This window comes from Spirosoma areae, assembly GCF_054781775.1.
In genome coordinates this window covers 1-15859 of sequence record NZ_BAAGTT010000044.1, presented here as the reverse complement: position 1 = coordinate 15859, position 15859 = coordinate 1, and the positions used below count along the sequence as shown (strand labels likewise).

The 15859-nt window shown below is 50.3% G+C and carries 20 protein-coding genes and 2 rRNA genes; 14 read left to right on the top strand and 8 right to left on the bottom strand.

Annotation, left to right across the window (positions count from 1 at the left end):
• Window positions 1–17 precede the first annotated feature (17 nt).
• The 13 genes from ACYVI1_RS27125 to ACYVI1_RS27065 all read left to right on the top strand — a co-directional run bounded on the left by ACYVI1_RS27125 (window position 18) and on the right by ACYVI1_RS27065 (window position 8441).
• A complete protein-coding gene (locus ACYVI1_RS27125) occupies window positions 18–959 on the top strand; it encodes a hypothetical protein (RefSeq protein WP_460914281.1) in 942 nt (313 codons plus the stop codon).
• 112 nt (window positions 960–1071) lie between these two features.
• Window positions 1072–1446 (top strand): 30S ribosomal protein S6, encoded by a 375-nt coding sequence (rpsF, locus tag ACYVI1_RS27120; protein ID WP_460914279.1) that lies wholly within the window; start codon window positions 1072–1074, stop codon window positions 1444–1446.
• Between the two features lie 2 nt (window positions 1447–1448).
• Window positions 1449–1700: a 30S ribosomal protein S18 gene (rpsR, locus tag ACYVI1_RS27115; RefSeq protein ID WP_012925715.1), complete on the top strand. Its 252-nt coding sequence runs from the start codon at window positions 1449–1451 to the stop codon at window positions 1698–1700.
• 108 nt (window positions 1701–1808) lie between these two features.
• Window positions 1809–2252, top strand: a complete 444-nt coding sequence (gene rplI, locus ACYVI1_RS27110; protein WP_460914277.1) for a 50S ribosomal protein L9 — start codon at window positions 1809–1811, stop codon at window positions 2250–2252.
• Window positions 2253–2283: 31 nt separating this feature from the next.
• Window positions 2284–2712, top strand: coding sequence for a Uma2 family endonuclease (locus ACYVI1_RS27105; RefSeq protein ID WP_460914275.1), 429 nt, complete (start codon window positions 2284–2286; stop codon window positions 2710–2712).
• A gap of 4 nt (window positions 2713–2716) precedes the next feature.
• On the top strand, window positions 2717–2848 hold the full coding sequence (locus tag ACYVI1_RS27100; protein ID WP_460914274.1) for a Uma2 family endonuclease: 132 nt from the start codon (window positions 2717–2719) through the stop codon (window positions 2846–2848).
• A gap of 34 nt (window positions 2849–2882) precedes the next feature.
• Complete coding sequence (locus ACYVI1_RS27095) at window positions 2883–3026, top strand: hypothetical protein (RefSeq protein ID WP_460914272.1); 144 nt, start codon at window positions 2883–2885, stop codon at window positions 3024–3026.
• Between the two features lie 73 nt (window positions 3027–3099).
• Entirely contained in the window at window positions 3100–4098 is a 999-nt protein-coding gene (locus tag ACYVI1_RS27090) for a GSCFA domain-containing protein (protein WP_460914270.1), read from the top strand.
• A gap of 69 nt (window positions 4099–4167) precedes the next feature.
• A complete protein-coding gene (locus ACYVI1_RS27085; RefSeq protein WP_460914268.1) occupies window positions 4168–5271 on the top strand; it encodes an Mrp/NBP35 family ATP-binding protein in 1104 nt (367 codons plus the stop codon).
• A 41-nt stretch (window positions 5272–5312) separates the two neighbouring features.
• Window positions 5313–5579, top strand: coding sequence for a NifU family protein (locus ACYVI1_RS27080; protein ID WP_460914266.1), 267 nt, complete (start codon window positions 5313–5315; stop codon window positions 5577–5579).
• A 12-nt stretch (window positions 5580–5591) separates the two neighbouring features.
• Window positions 5592–5816, top strand: a complete 225-nt coding sequence (locus tag ACYVI1_RS27075) for a DUF433 domain-containing protein (RefSeq protein ID WP_460914264.1) — start codon at window positions 5592–5594, stop codon at window positions 5814–5816.
• A 281-nt stretch (window positions 5817–6097) separates the two neighbouring features.
• On the top strand, window positions 6098–7753 hold the full coding sequence (locus ACYVI1_RS27070) for a D-alanine--D-alanine ligase family protein (RefSeq protein WP_460914262.1): 1656 nt from the start codon (window positions 6098–6100) through the stop codon (window positions 7751–7753).
• Between the two features lie 352 nt (window positions 7754–8105).
• Complete coding sequence (locus ACYVI1_RS27065) at window positions 8106–8441, top strand: potassium transporter KefB (RefSeq protein WP_460914260.1); 336 nt, start codon at window positions 8106–8108, stop codon at window positions 8439–8441.
• 244 nt (window positions 8442–8685) lie between these two features.
• On the opposite strand, the gene ACYVI1_RS27060 is transcribed toward ACYVI1_RS27065, so the two are convergent.
• The 3 genes from ACYVI1_RS27060 to ACYVI1_RS27050 all read right to left on the bottom strand — a co-directional run bounded on the left by ACYVI1_RS27060 (window position 8686) and on the right by ACYVI1_RS27050 (window position 11519).
• On the bottom strand, window positions 8686–9768 hold the full coding sequence (locus ACYVI1_RS27060; protein ID WP_460914258.1) for a Gfo/Idh/MocA family protein: 1083 nt from the start codon (window positions 9766–9768) through the stop codon (window positions 8686–8688).
• A gap of 65 nt (window positions 9769–9833) precedes the next feature.
• Window positions 9834–10910, bottom strand: coding sequence for an endonuclease/exonuclease/phosphatase family protein (locus tag ACYVI1_RS27055; RefSeq protein ID WP_460914256.1), 1077 nt, complete (start codon window positions 10908–10910; stop codon window positions 9834–9836).
• 84 nt (window positions 10911–10994) lie between these two features.
• Entirely contained in the window at window positions 10995–11519 is a 525-nt protein-coding gene (locus ACYVI1_RS27050; protein WP_460914253.1) for a GreA/GreB family elongation factor, read from the bottom strand.
• 382 nt (window positions 11520–11901) lie between these two features.
• Between ACYVI1_RS27050 and ACYVI1_RS27045 the strand changes: the two genes are divergently transcribed.
• Complete coding sequence (locus tag ACYVI1_RS27045; RefSeq protein ID WP_460914251.1) at window positions 11902–12264, top strand: hypothetical protein; 363 nt, start codon at window positions 11902–11904, stop codon at window positions 12262–12264.
• Window positions 12265–12316: 52 nt separating this feature from the next.
• Here the strand turns inward: ACYVI1_RS27045 and ACYVI1_RS27040 are convergent, their stop codons facing one another.
• From ACYVI1_RS27040 to ACYVI1_RS27020, 5 genes are all read right to left on the bottom strand, one after another.
• On the bottom strand, window positions 12317–12613 hold the full coding sequence (locus ACYVI1_RS27040; RefSeq protein WP_460914249.1) for an antibiotic biosynthesis monooxygenase family protein: 297 nt from the start codon (window positions 12611–12613) through the stop codon (window positions 12317–12319).
• Between the two features lie 52 nt (window positions 12614–12665).
• Window positions 12666–14825 (bottom strand): xanthine dehydrogenase family protein molybdopterin-binding subunit, encoded by a 2160-nt coding sequence (locus tag ACYVI1_RS27035; RefSeq protein WP_460914247.1) that lies wholly within the window; start codon window positions 14823–14825, stop codon window positions 12666–12668.
• A gap of 2 nt (window positions 14826–14827) precedes the next feature.
• Window positions 14828–15322: a (2Fe-2S)-binding protein gene (locus tag ACYVI1_RS27030; protein ID WP_460914245.1), complete on the bottom strand. Its 495-nt coding sequence runs from the start codon at window positions 15320–15322 to the stop codon at window positions 14828–14830.
• A 148-nt stretch (window positions 15323–15470) separates the two neighbouring features.
• Window positions 15471–15583 (bottom strand): 5S ribosomal RNA (gene rrf / locus ACYVI1_RS27025).
• Between the two features lie 155 nt (window positions 15584–15738).
• Window positions 15739–15859 (bottom strand): 23S ribosomal RNA (locus ACYVI1_RS27020); the annotation flags it as partial.

Below are 15859 nucleotides of genomic sequence, written 5' to 3'. Positions count from 1 at the left end.
GTTAGGACACACCCCCTATGGAACCTCGCCCTCAGTCCCGAAACAACAGCCGCAGCTACTTATTGGCAGCATTACTCATTCTGGCCGCGTTGAATGTATTATTGCTGTATTTCTATTATCAGGAGCGGCAGGATAACAAAACGAAAGACGCAACAATTGCCGCTAAAACCGAAGAAGTACTGATTGCTAAAACCAAACTCGATTCTATTTCGGCCCAGTTGGACGCCAAAATTGCCGAAATTCAACAATTAGGCGGTAGCGTCGATTCACTGATGAAAGTGAAAGCCCAGTTAGAAATTGACAAACGCGAATTGAAAAATGTGGGCACGTTTGACAGCCGAAAATATGATCAGAAAATCCGGAATTATCAGGCCATACTGGCCCAGAAAGATCAGGAAATAGCCCGGCTGAAAGAAGAGAACGGCGTTCTGGCGCAGCAGAATCAGACGCTGGCGCAGGAGAACACCGGCCTGAAAGCCGAGAAACAGACCCTGAGCGACTCGGTGGTGGCGGTGGCCTCCAAGAATCAGGAGTTAGCCGAGAAAGTTACCATAGCAGCCGCCCTGCGGGCTGAAGCGGTGACCGTGAATGCCATCAATACCCGCGGGAAAGAAAGCGACGGCGGTACTTATAAAGCGAAGAGACTCGATAAAATACACGTGTCCGTAAAGCTGGCGCCTAACGGCCTGGCGAAGCAGGAAGAAAAAGAACTCTACATGCGAATCATAGACCCCAGTGGCGCTGTAATATCCGACATGGCGACTGGTTCGGGTGAGTTTACTTACAACGGCCAGGGCATGATCTACACCGCCATGCAGCGCTTTACGTTCGATAACACCCGCCAGCGTGTCGATTTCATCTTCGGCCGGGGTGGGCAGCGTTTCAACGAAGGAGCGCATACCATTGAAATCTACTGCGAGGGCTTCCGCATTGGCGAAGGCGAGTTTACCGTGAAGTAGCCGGAGCGAGGAGCACGGTGCCAGGAGCATGGCGTATTTCTGCCCCCTGCTCTTGGCACCGTGCTTTTTTTTAACTACCTTTGCGCCCTCATTTCAAATCAATTCCAAAAAAATGTTTCCTAATAACTACGAGACGGTGTTCATTTTAACTCCCGTTTTATCTGATGCTCAGATGAAGGACGCCGTTGACAAGTTCCGCAAAGTGCTGACCGAAAACGGTGCGGAGCTTGTTCACGAAGACAACATGGGCCTTCGCAAGCTGGCCTATCCCATTCAGCACAAAAACACGGGTTACTACCAACTCTTCGAGTTTAAAGCCCCCGGCACGATTATCGAGAAACTCAATACCGAGTATCTCCGCGACGAGCGCATCATCCGTCACCTGACGATTTCGCTCGACAAGCACGCTGTTGCCTACAACGACCGGAAGCGCAATGGCTTAGTGGGTAAGAAAAAACAAACCGAAAACGCCGCGGAGGCCAAGTAATCATGAGCTTACAGAACGAATCTGTTTCAAAAACCGAGAACCGCAAAAAATACGACCGCTTCAAGAAAGCCGGTATCAAATATATCGATTATAAGGATGGCAACTTCCTGCTGAAGCTGTTGAACGAACAAGGCAAAATTCTGCCCCGTCGGCTCACCGGCACCAGCCTCAAAAACCAGCGCAAAGTGGCCCAGGCTGTCAAACGCGCTCGTCATTTAGCCATCCTGCCTTATGTAGGCGATTCACTAAAATAAGTTGTATAGTCATAAAGTTGTAAGGTTGTAGAGTTCCAGTGGCTACCAGTTACGGCAGTAACAACTATACAACTCTATAACTATACAACTCTATAACTTTTTCAAAAAATGGACATCATCCTAAAAACCGATATTGCCGGCCTGGGCTATAAGAACGACACCGTTGCGGTGAAGCCCGGCTATGGCCGCAACTACCTGATTCCCCAGGGGTTTGCCATGATGGCGACTGATTCAAACAAAAAAATCGTTGCCGAAAACATTCGCCAGGCGGCCCACAAAGCCGAAAAAATTAAAACTGACGCGCAGACTATCGCCGATGGGATCGGCGATATGACGCTGACCATTCCGGCGAAGGCAGGTGAAAGTGGTAAAATTTTTGGCCGCGTCACCAACACACAGGTTGCCGACGCGCTCCGCGCCAAAGGCTTCGACATCGACCGCAAGAAAATTACGGTTGAAGATGTGAAAACCCTTGGCACCTACGAGGCTTCGCTCGATCTCCACAAGGATGTGAAGCATAAAGTGAAATTTGAAGTCGTTTCGGCTGAATAAGCTATCCTGATTTTAACCCAAACCGACCGGCTTGTTTTGCGACGAAGCCGGTCGGTTTTTTGTTATCTTTGAAGAGAAACAAACCAATCCGATGGCTGCACTGGATTTAGAACAACTCTTAGACGCCCCTAATTTGCCGCAACTCCTGCGGCAGGCTGAAGCTGCCCTGCGCTTAGAGGCCCGGCGTCGTGACGACTTTTATGCCTGGTTGCGGGATGACGTTAAGGCCGAGTTTATTAATGGCCATATTGTTATGCACTCGCCCGTGAAGGAGCGGCACTGGGCTGCGGTTGGCAATATTCATCGCCTGCTAAGCTCCTACGCCATTAAGCACAAAGTAGGCCGGGTAGCTTCGGAGAAAGCCCTGATTGCCCTGTTGCGTAACGACTACGATCGGACCGCCGACGCGGCCGGATATCTGCTTTTGGAAGCAGGAAAAGGCAAGTCAGTTCACGGCTGACCAGATGAAATTACCGGCGCCCGATTTGGTTATTGAAGTATTGTCAAAAAGCACGGCCCGCCGGGACCGGGGGGTTAAATTCACGGATTATGCAGCCAACGGCATTGCCGAATACTGGATTGTTAACCCCCGGTAAACAGACGATTGAGCAGTATATACTTGACCTTGATATGGAAGAGTATGCCCACGTAAAAACGGTTACGAACCGCGAAGAAATTGCGTCGGAGCAGGTTATTGGCTTTCGGATTCCGGTCCTGGCCGTGTTCGATGAACAAGCGAATATTGAAGCACTAAACAACTTGTTATCGCACTGATAAACAAGAATTTACAAAGCTATAATAGTTAAAAAAAACGGACCTAAACGGCCCGTTTTTTTGTTAAAAAAGTATGCAGTTTCATACCGAATTTTCGCCCGAACCCCTTCTCCATCGCGTTGGCCTGAACAGCCAGATTGTGACGGTGGGTTCGTGTTTTGCCGAGGTCATGGGGCGTCGGCTGGCCGATCATAAACTAACCGTGCTGAACAACCCATTCGGCACCATTTTCAACCCGGTTTCCATCGCGAAACTGCTGACGATGGCATTGTATGGCAATTCCCCCGACGAAAACCGCTATGTCGAGCGCGAGGGCGTCTGGTTTCACTATGATTTTCACTCATCGCTCTGGGCGAATAGCCAGCCTGAGCTTCGTGATAAACTGATAACCTGTTTAGCTCAAACCGCCGACGCCATCCGTAAGGCTGATTTTCTGCTCCTGACGCTTGGATCGGCAGTGGTGTATCGCCACATCGAAACGGGCAAAGTAGTGGCCAACTGCCACAAAATGCCGGGTTCACTGTTCGAGAAATACCTGTATAACATCGACCACCTCCGCGACGACCTGACGCGGTTGCTGAAAACACTGCACAAAGTCAATCCGAAACTAAACGTTCTGCTGACGGTTAGTCCGGTCCGGCACACCCGCGACACGCTGCCGCTCAATAGCGTGAGTAAATCCACGTTGCGCGTCATCACGCATGAATTGACCGTCTGGAACGATTGGGTGTCGTATTTTCCGGCTTATGAACTGATGCTGGACGATTTGCGCGACTATCGTTTTTATGAAGCTGACCTGATTCACCCAAACGCGCAGGCACACGACTATATTTTCGGGAAGTTTGCTGAAAGCGCGTTCGACACCGAACTTCGCGGCTTCGTTAGCGAGTGGACAGAGGTGAGCAAATCATTGGGGCACCGGCCACTTTATGGTGAAAATAGCCCGGCGCATCAGGCATTTCTGGTTACGCTGTCAGCCAAATTAGAAACGATGTCGAAGCGGGTTGATGTGTCGGCGGAACTGGCTGAGGTGCGAAGGCGTTTAGAAAAATGTATAATGGACAATGTATAATGGAGAATGGTTTGCGGAATCAGCCATTTCACATTGTTCGTTATCCATTATTCATTATCCATTTTCTGAATGTCTGATTATCAATTATCAAAAGATGCCGTTCTACGGGCGTTGAGCACCGTTGAGGAACCCGATTTGAAGCGCGATATCGTTTCGCTCAACATGGTCAAGGATGTAACGCTGGGCATTGGCTCCGTTCGCTTTACGGTGGTCCTGACCACACCCGCCTGTCCGCTCAAAGAAGTTATTCGCAAACGCTGCGAAGACGCGATTCATACCCATATTGGCCCGGATATTCAGGTTGCAATCGACATGACGTCGGACGTGACCTCAACGCGGGCTAACGCGCCGACGCTACCCGGAGTGAAAAACATTATTGCCGTTTCGTCGGGGAAGGGTGGGGTTGGCAAATCAACTGTTACGGCTAACCTGGCCATTGCCCTGCACAGATCGGGCGCGAAAGTGGGCATTATCGACGCCGACATTTATGGCCCTTCGATGCCAACTATGTTTGGCGCAGAAAACATGCAGCCGCGAATTTTCCAGAAAGACGGTCAAACCCGCATGGAGCCGATTCAGCAGTTTGGCATCAAACTACTGTCGATGGGTTTGTTGGTTGCCCCTGGACAGGCCATTATCTGGCGCGGCACGATGGCCGGGCGGGCCTTGCAGCAATTTTTCTCCGATGCCGACTGGGGCGAGTTGGACTACCTGCTTATCGACCTGCCACCGGGAACGGGCGACATTCACCTGACCTTAGTGCAAACCGTGCCCGTTACGGGCGCTATCATCGTGACTACGCCCCAGAAAGTGGCCCTGGCCGATGCGACGAAGGGGCTTTCGATGTTCCGACAACCGCAGATTAACGTGCCGGTGCTGGGAGTTATCGAAAACATGTCCTGGTTCACCCCCGCCGAACTCCCCGACCACAAATATTATATTTTTGGTAAGGGCGGTGGTCAGCTTCTGGCCGATCAGTTCGACGTGCCGATGCTGGGGCAGATTCCGCTCGTGCAGAGCATTCGCGAAGCGGGCGACGAAGGCCGCCCGGCCATTAGCGTGGGCGAACCCGTTGCCAGCGAAGCCTTTCGGTCGGCTGCCGAAGCGCTGGCCCAACAAGTGGCCATCCGCAACGCAACCATCGACCGAACCGAGCGCGTTCAGGTTGCATAAATCATATAGAAGGTATAAATTTACCGTAAATCAAATAATCAATGGAGACGGTAGTTACTAACGACCAACTGATTACCAAAATCGAACGGGCACTCGACAGCATGCGTCCCTATCTGGCTGCCGACGGCGGCAATGTTAAGGTGCTGGAAGTGACCGAGGATAAGACGGTGCGGCTTGAATTAATCGGTTCATGCGGCTCGTGTCCAATGTCGGCCATGACCTTCAAGGGCGGTTTGGAAGAAGCCATTCTGAAAGCTGTACCGGAGATAACGAAAGTGGAAGCAGTTAATCTTACGCCCGCGTTTTAATTTATTCCGGCTATGTTACCCGACGTTATCTTAATCAATCCAAAGGTTATGGGAGGAACACCCGTGTTTAAAGGAACGCGGGTACCGATTCAACACTTGCTGGACCATCTTGAAAATAATGCAACAATTGATGAATTCATTAGTGGATTTCCCTCCGTGTCTAAAGAACAGGCAATCGCTCTTATACAACTAATAAGTCGAAGCATTTTATCAGATAAAATGCTTGAAGTTGCATGAAGATACTATTGGATGAAAATGTTCACAATAAGCTAAAATAAGGCTTTGAGCATCAGCAAAATTTTATCAAATATCCAATTCCGGTTCTTGTTTTAAACGTGAAGCGTAGCGATTATGAGTTTCTACTACCACTGGTCGACAAAATAAGAGCGGCTTTAGCCAGTGGTATCCCCGAAGGCGTCACTATTATTTCGCCAGATTGACTCCTTCTATCAGAAAATATTGAAACGCCTATTTGGGCGTTTTTTGTTTCTTTGCACCTGCAATTATCCCTTGATTCAGTGAAAATAGGCATTTTCTTTGGTGGACCGGCGCGGGAACGCGAGGTGTCGTTTGCGGGTGGCCGCACGGCGTTGGCAAATTTAGACAAAGGCTTGTTCGAGCCGGTTCTGGTATTCGTGGATGGACGCGGGCGGTTTCGGCTCGTCACACCCGATTTTCTGCGGTATACCTCCCTGCGCGAAGCCCTGCCGCAGGATGCATCCGGGTTTTCGGTCTATGACGAATCGCTCGGCACCGATGCACTCGACGCAGCACTGCCTGAACTTCGGCCCGAACAGTTTCGCGACCACTTCGATTTAGCGTTTCTGGCCATGCACGGCCCCGATTGCGAAGACGGGGCCATTCAGGGATTGCTGGAATGGTACAAAATGCCCTATACCGGGCCGGGCCTGGTTGGGTCGGCGGTGGGTATCAACAAAATCCTGCAAAACGAACTGATTGCGCTGGCAAATGGACAGCAAAAGAAAACGGCAACCATCAGCCGGGATACGTATGAGCAAACCGATAAAGCCCAGTTTTTTCAATCGCTGACCGGGCATCTGGGTTTACCCATTGTCGTGAAAGCCCCGCATCAGGGCTCGTCCATCGGCGTAGCAATTGTGCGTGAAGCTAATCTGAACGAGTTTTGCCGGGCGGTTGAACAATGCTTTTTTACGATGAGCCTCCAACCCGACGGCTGGAGCAAACTGAGTGAGTGGGCAGATTTAACGACCGATGACAAGCGCGAACTGGCGCAGAAAATGGTCAGTCTGGATTCGGGTATCAGTTTCCCGGTCGTTATCGAGCAAACCGGTGAGGTAATCAAGCACCCCAAAGCGTTCGTTGACAAACTCGATGCGATTACCCAACAAGGTGGCCCGGCGATTTCCCTGGCGTCGCTGAACGCCGAAGATGAAGTCTTATTTGAAGAATTTATCAGCGGTCAGGAATTCTCGTGCGGGGTTATTCAGGATGATGACCAGATTGCCATTGCCCTGCCGCCAACGGAGATTTATAACGTAACGAGTTTTGATTTTGACTCGAAGTACAAACTCAGCACCACCAAAAAACGGATTCCGGTCGAGACAAGTTTAGAAAATAATCGCAAGATTCAATTAGCTGTAGCCGAGGTATTTACCCGGTTGGGCATCAATGTATACTCGCGGATTGACGGCTTTCTGACGCCCACTGGCGATGTGCTGCTCCACGACCCGAACACGATTCCAGGCATGTCGCCCTCCTCGCTTATTTTTAAGCAGATGGCCGAAATTGGTCTCAATCTGGCTAATTCGCTAACCTACCTCATTCGCCAATCGCTGCGCGAGCGCATTCGCACGGGTAAAGACACCTTTCACCTCAAACGTCTGCTTGCCGACCTCGATGCTCAATTAGCCAATCGAAAAGCCAATCCGCTGCCGGAGCGGGTAGTATCGTTTGGCAGCAGCGATGAGGACTTCGCTGCTGCTAAACAGCAATACAACGAACTGGCCGCATCCGGTACGGTTCGCCCATCGTTGATGTATATCAAAAGTAAACTGGAGTCGCACGAAATCCCAGTGAATCTGCTCTTCAAAGATACGATTGACGACCTGGAAGCAGCCTTGAGCCAGCCGCGCCACCCGCTGCTGATTGAAACCGATGAGTTAGCCCGGCATATAACAGAACGATATGTGTAGCAGGCGAAGTAGGTAGATGCCACACTTACATTAACTCACTCCACTTACGTGACCGTTGCATGGGTAAGTGGAGTCGTGTTTTCCACCATACAAACAACATTTTTTTAGCCATTAATTTGTTTGTTTCAGATACAGGCTTGTACTTTGCAATACAAAGTACTTTTAAAAAAAGAAGCAAGATAAGTCATTGGGATGGCGCTACCGCCATATTTTATTGTCATCGACACAGGTGACAGTTGCAGGCTGTTGCACATAGAGTACCCACGGATCGATTTTTTCTATGTGGAGACACCACTATGGGAAACCAATCAGCAAAAACTATTGAGTAAAGAAGCATTAAAACTAAACGAATATGTACGAACAAAATGAACTAAAGCAGCCGATAGAAACGGCATCGCTTGGCAAACGGGCACTGCTGGGAGCAGGAATTGCCCTGGTATTAATCAGTATTTTCCTCCTTAACGCTGGAGAGCCTAATCCAAACTGGCCCAGGTTGTGGATGATTAAGCCTCTACTTATAGTTCCATTAGCCGGTGCGCTCGGCAGTGTCTTTTCTTACTTCATGAATCATCTGCCTCACCAGAAAAGCTGGAGAAAAGCATTGATTAATATAGTGAGCTTAATTGTATACATCATTGGGCTTTGGCTTGGTACAGTGTTGGGGTTGGACGGCACTTTGTGGAATTAACCGAAGTACTTCACTAAAATAGATTCTGCGGGTTCTCTGGATTCTATTACCCTGCTTGTCAGCTACAACTGCCTCAACAGAATCGATGGAAACGCAAGTGGAGGAGAACTGACTAAAGACCTAACGAGCTAAATATTGGCAGCCTTATGTCTGCTTATTTACCCGAAACGCGTGTCTTATGAAGTAGTCTTATCAGCTCTTGAGGGATTGTGTTTCCTTTGGCAACTCGACTCAACTTTATAGTTTACAACAAAACCGACTGCCCCGTCCGCACTGATTCATCGCAGGCGAAGGCAATTTGCAGACTGTTGACAGCGTCCTGCATGTGATCGGTGAGGTCGAGATTTTCGCAGATGGCGCGTAGAAAATAGCGTTGCTCACGGTTGCAGAGTTCCTGATGATCGGGTTCGTCCTGCATATCAATCCAGGTGTCGGTTTCAACGAACTGGTCATTGGCATCCAATGCAGCCCGATGCACCCGCAAGGATTCCGTCTTCGTATGTGAATCGACATTGTCTGACTTCCCGGCGGCTCCGGCATTTTTCGCTACAATCGACACGCAGCCCTCCGGTCCGATTACATCTTTGACGAAGAAGGCCGTTTCGCTCATCATGGGTCCCCAACCCGCTTCATACCAGCCTATCGACCCATCTTCAAACCGAATCTGCAATTGGCCGTAGTTGTAGTTGTCGGCGGGTATGTCGTTGGTGAGCCGTGCGCCAATGGCGTTGACCTGCAAAGGCCTGGAACGGGTCATCTGGCACATAACGTCGATGTAATGTACGCCACAGTCCACAATCGGGCTTAAGCTTTTCATCAGGTTCCGGTGAACGGTCCACATTGTCCCGTGACTCTGCTGATTGAGGTTCATTCGCATCACTAAGGGCTTGCCCAGGCTCTGTGCTACCTCAACAAACTTCTCCCACGAGGGATGATGCCGCAGAATATAGCCCACGACTAACTTCTTGCCGGCCTGTTCGGCAGCCGCCATCACGCGTTTTGCGCCTTCGACGGTATCGGCAATGGGTTTCTCCATGAACACATGATACCCTTGCTCAAAGGCCATCAACGCAAAGGATTCATGCGTGTCGGGATAAGTAGAAATGCAAACAGCGTCAGGTCTGGTCTCCTGAAGGGCCGTTTCGTAGTTTTCGTAGAGTGCATATCCGCCACCCAGACGTTCATTGAGGACAACTTTGCTATTTCCGGTGGATACGATACCACAAATCTCGAATCCGTCGATGGTTTGGTAAGCGATGGCATGCGAGGCACCCATATTACCGCATCCGACCACGAGAACCCGCAGCGAGTTAGTTGGCATTGACATAAATTAATTTGTTTTGGTAAAAGGCTAACTACGTTTGGTAAAAGCCGGGAATCGGCGTGGAGCGATTACGTTGCCCGCTCAATTATTTCATGGGCTTCGTTCAGATCGTCGTGTTCTGGTTCTGGAATCCCGACCTTTGGTTTACCCGGTGTGGGAGCAAAGGTTAAGGTTGTAAATATCGGAAAATGGTCGGAGCCGCAGTTTGGTAAGCGACGAATTTGACGCAGCCTGAAATGATGCGATACAAACACATGGTCGAGTGGCCAGCGCAGAAAAAAATACCGGGCATTGAACGTATTATAAAATCCCCGGCCAATGCGTGGGTCGAGCAATCCACTAACACGCTGAAACAACCGCGTTGTGTGCGACCAGGCTACGTCGTTCAGGTCGCCTGCCACGATGACCGGTTCCTGTTGTTTTCGGACTTCTTTACCAACCAGCAGCAGTTCGGCGTCGCGTTCGGCTGACCGGTAGTGTTCCGTTGGGCTGGGCGGCATTGGATGAACCCCATAAAAATGCACGACCTGACCCGACGTTAGTTCAAACTGCACATAAACGGATGGAATATCATCCTGAATCAGGAATCGCAGTTCGTGGTGCCGCATGGGTAAGCGGGCGTATAGCAGCAGGCCGTAGGCATTGTCGAGCGGATGAAAAATGCGGTAGGGATAACTGGCCTCTATCGGCGCTAACTCGTTCTGCCACCGCTGGTTAGCCTCAAGTACCAGCACAACGTCCGGCTCGTATTTTTTGGCCAGTGCACAAACTTTCGGTGACTGTGTATTTTCCATATACACGTTGGCAACCAGCAACCGTATGGTATTTTCCTTAGCCATACGGTTGGCTCGATGACGCGGTAAGCCTAACACCTGCTTCCGATGCAGGGGCGTAAACGGATAAATGAGCCATCCCTGATAAAGCAATGTTGCCAGCAGGCTAACCGGTACCATCACCATCGGCCAGCTACTATCACGACTCAGGATAGCCCAGCTAATCAGCCCAGCCGAAGCCAGCGCCGTAAGTTGCAGATGCGGGAAGTCCCACATTCGAATCCACCAGTAATCAAGACGTATGAAGTTAATAAAAGACGCTACCGTAATAACAAGGGCATAAATAAACAAAACACGGTCAATAGCTTGCATAAATACGTGAATGGGATACGCATACCCTTCTCAGGGCCTAATGCTTAAACAAAGGCAAATTGTCTTAATTATACCATCCGGTAATCAATCACTGTAGGCGATGGCCGTAATTTCCATCGAGGTTTCGCCCTGGGGTGTACGGAGGGGAATCTGGTCGCCAACACGCTTACCCAGCATCTGTCGCGCAATGGGGGCTGTGAAGGCAATCCTGCTTTGTGCGGCATTGGCTTCATCGACGCCAACGAGGGTTAGTTTTCGGTCAGCAACACCAGGTTTAGCCGGGCGGCTCTGTAGCGTCACCGTTGCACCAAATCGGATGAGCGGGTCTTGTGCGTGATCGTGACCTTGTACAACGCTGGCGGTGGCAATGCGCTGATTGAGCGCACCGATACGCCCGTTTAGTTCGGCAAGACGGCGGGTGCGTTCGGTTTCGTCGGGTTCGCCGGTCTGAACGTGTCCACGCTCCGCTTCCAGTTCCTCCAGTTCGGTATGCAGTAAGGCCAGACCGCGTGGCGTCACGTAATTGGGTACGCCCGGTGGCAAGGGAGCACGCGCGGGAATTACGACCGGATCATCCGCCGACTCATTTTTAAGAAACGCCCTGCTCATAACGCGGTTAGTTTATTCACTAACGACCGAAAGCACCTGTTGTTCATAAATCGGTGTTCGTGTCATGGTCTTTTCCTTCATTATTCGTCGTTTTCAGCACGTTCTACAAGGTAGCCTAAATGGCTTCGAGCAAAGTTCATACGCTTTAGGGGCCAAGTTTTACCTTTCCTGATTTGCTCGTTTCCGGCGCAAAAAGCATCCGCTGCTTTTGTCCGCAAGTGAACAAAGGATGTCCAGTTACGGACAATAGCCAATCAATTGCCAGCAGACAAAATGCTGATTATCAGCAAGTAAACTAATTGGCACGTCCTTTGGCATATATGACTCGAACAGTAAACAACCAATCATACATCACTAAACATACACAACCATGTTTTCACTAATGAGCCAAATTGCTGCCTCCGTTCTGTTGAGTGCCGCTACGTTAACCAACCCAACTACGCCCGTTGCTCTGTCTTTCGATGCCAGCGCCTACGTCACCGTCAACAACCAAGTTCGGGTCGCCGTACAAAAGACCGCCGATGTAAATGTTGTTGTTTTTCTCCGCAACAAAGCGAATGAAATTCTGTTTCGGCAAAACATCAGCAAAAAAGAGTCGAAGTATGCGGTGAAACTGAATGTGAATGAACTGGCCGACGGGCAGTATGAAATTGAGGTAAAGTCGAGCGAAGGTAGTATTCGTAAACAACTTAACCTGTCGACCACACCCGTTCAGAAAACAACCCGCCTGATTGCTATGCAATAAGCAACAGGTAGTGTAAAAACAAAAGCCCGGATGGAAGTCCGGGCTTTTGTTTTTACACTACCTGTACATTTACTTCGTAATAATCAATCGTGGGTGGCCCGGCGAAATAGTCCGCCATTTGCTTTAAAACTCCCTGCAGGAAGCCGCTGGCCTCAGCCGCCTGTCGATGTGCTTCCGATTCCCACATAGTCACCATCAGCCCTTTGCTGGTGGACGGATTGGTCAGCATACGGCTATTTTTGAATCCGTCGATTTCCTTCAGGGCCGGACCAACTGAATTGCGAAAAAAGTCAACTGCTTCGGTAATACTTTCTGGCTTTAACGGAACTTGAATAACCCGTGCATACATAACAGTAAGTGATTAAGGTTGAGGAAGGTATAGTTTTACTGACTATAACCTATTAGGATAACGCACCCTTAAATTCGTCCTGCTCCACAAAGGGCTGGCTTCGTAAACGTTTGCCGGTGGCTTTAAAAATAGCATTGGCAACAGCCGCCCCAGCGGGTGGTAATGAGGGTTCGCCGAGGCCGGTTGGGTCAATATTATTCTTGACAAAATGTACTTCTACTTCGGGAATCTCGTTGAGTCGAATAAGCCGATAGTCGTTGAAATTTTTCTGCTCCGGCACGCCGTCTTTAAAGGTGATTTTTCCGTACATCGCGTGGCCAATACCATCGACAACGCAACCCCGCACCTGCTGTTGCGCTCCGCTCTGGTTGACCACTACGCCACAATCAGCCGCCGAATAAACTTTTTGTAAGACGGGTTTACCTTTCTGCATGACTACTTCACCCACCTGCGCGACGTAGGACTGGTGGGAAAAATAAACACTGAAACCCTGTGCAACGGGCTTGCCATCGGCTCCTTTCTTTTTGCCCCAACCCGATTTTTCGGCGGCTAATTCGATAACGCCTTTCATCCGGTCGATGTCGTATTTGATAGCTCCCACAGGCTTTTGTTTGGCTTTGTCCAGCAACTCCAGCCGGAATTGCACCGGGTCTTTGCCTGCTGCCTGGGCGACTTCATCCAGAAATGACTGTTCGGCAAATGCCAGAAAGTTCGTAATGGGCGCACGCCAGGCACCAGTCGTGATTGGTGATTTATGGTCAACGCTGTCAATCAGCAGGTTATCAACGGTTCCCGACGGAAAATTATCTTCGCGGGTTGTATTGCCAGCATTAATGCCAACGCCCCGGAGTTTATAGCCAATCAGATTGTTCTGCGCGTCCAAAGCCGCTTCAAAACGGTAGCGAACGGCGGGTCGGTAGCTGCCCCCAGTCATATCATCTTCGCGCGTCCAGATGAGTTTCACCGGTGCATTCACCAACTTCGACACCTGTACCGCTTCCAGTACGTAATCAGTTTTGAGTCGCCGACCAAATCCACCGCCCATCCGGGTAAGTTGCACCGTTACTTTATCGGGCGAAATTCCCAGCAGTTTAGCCGTTGTGTTACGCGCCAGTTCGGGTGTTTGCGTTGGGCCAACCAGTTCCACACCATCGGACCGGACATGAGCGAAGAAGTTCATGGGTTCCAACGGGTTATGGGGCAGGAAAGGGCACTGGTACTCTGCCTTAACGATTTTAGCCGCACCAGCGAAGGCCGTTTCAACATCGCCATCCTTGCGCTTAGGCGCTACATCTTTGCTGTCTAACAATTCTTTAAACAACCGATTGTGATCAGCCGTACTTTCCAGGACACCGGCTTTCTCCCACTCAATTTTCAGCGCGTCTTTGGCCTTCTTCACCTGCCAGGTCGATTTTCCGACAATAGCCACGTTATTCTCAAACGTCACCACATCGACAATGCCTGACATGGCCTTAGCCGCCGTCGAATCCAGCGATTTCAGTTTATAGCCGAATGCCGGTCGTTGAAGCATCGCAAACAACATGCCTTCCCGATAGAAATCCAGGCCAAAGAGCGGCTTGCCCGTTATGATTTTAGAATTATCGACGTTCTTAACGGTACTGCCAATCAGCTTAAAATCGGCGACTTCTTTTAGCTTAACGTCCGCCGGAACGGGCAGTTGAGCAGCTTCCGTAGCCAGTTCACCATAACTCAGTTTACGGTTGCTGGCGGCATGAAGAACGTAGCCATTGTCTGTTGTGCAGTCAGCAACGGCTACGTTCCAGCGCTTGGCGGCCGCTCCCAGCAGCATCTGGCGGGCGGTCGCTCCGGCAGTCCGAAGGCGTTTCCAGGAATGCGGAATGGAGCCACTGCCTCCGGCAACCTGCCGTTCAAATTTCCTGGTATCAAGAGGGGCCTGTTCGACCACAACTTTCGTCCAGTCGGCATCTAATTCCTCAGCCACAATAATTGGGAAGGCGGTTTTGATGCCCTGCCCAACCTCAGGATTTGGTGATAGAATCGTGATAATACCCTGCGGATTGATGGACAGGTAGCTGTTAAAATCAACACCGGGCAAAGCCGTTGCGGCCGTATCAACAACCGATGTTGCAGCTTTCGCTCCCGACCAGTTGAAGCCTAATATCAATCCTCCTCCAGCCAGAGCAGTAAGTTTCAAAAAATTCCGTCGATTCGTATTTTCTAACGTCTGCATGGCTATTTCGTTTTTGACGTTTTAGTAGACCCAGAAGTTGGCGTAGTTTCAGCTGCTACTTTTACGGCTTCACGAATGCGGTGGTAAGTTCCACACCGGCAGATGTTGCCCGTCATGGCATTATCAATCTCAGTCGATGTTGGTTTCGGATTTCGTTTTAGCAAAGCAGCCGCCGTCATGATCTGACCGCTCTGACAATACCCGCACTGGGGAACATCTATTTTGTCCCAGGCTTGCTGAACAGGATGGTTTCCATCAGGCGACAAGCCCTCAATCGTAGTCACTTTCGATTTACCAATTGCCGATATAGGCAATACGCAGGAACGGGTGGCCTCGCCATTTACATGTACTGTACAGGCACCGCATTGCGCGATGCCACACCCGTATTTTGTACCAACTAATCCAAGATTATCGCGGAGTACCCATAGTAGGGGCGTATCCGCGTCAACATCGGCCTGATAAGCACGACCATTGATCTGTAGTTTGAAGATAGCCATCGAGTATTTTTTATTAACTAAGAGAAGCTGAAGTAGAGAAAAGCGTGAATTTGGTCAACTCTACTTACATATCTACCCGTTTAGACGCACAGAAGCCGTTCCTCTCTCGAAGAACGGCTCACGGCCAGCTTCCGCTGCAATATCACTCAGGTGGCACCTGCCTACTCTCCCGCTTGTGACAGCAGTACCATCGGCAGTACGGGGCTTAACGGCTCTGTTCGAAATGGAAAAGAGGTGGCCACCCGCCTTGACGGCACCAACCTGACTGAAGCTCAACGACAACCCCGCCTAACACAGGGTCATCAAGACCTGTTCCTTCTTTGAACCCCACAGAGAGAGACCTCCTTTATCCAGAACCAGCCCACCAGCCCACCGGCTCAGCAACAAACCCCCCTCTACCACGGACCTATAAGCCGAAGCACACGCTCCCGGGGTCATTAGTACGGCTCAGCTCTACGCATCTCTGCGCCTACACCTGCCGCCTATCCACGTCGTCGTCTCCGACACCCCTTCCTTAGAACACTCATCTTCAGGCCA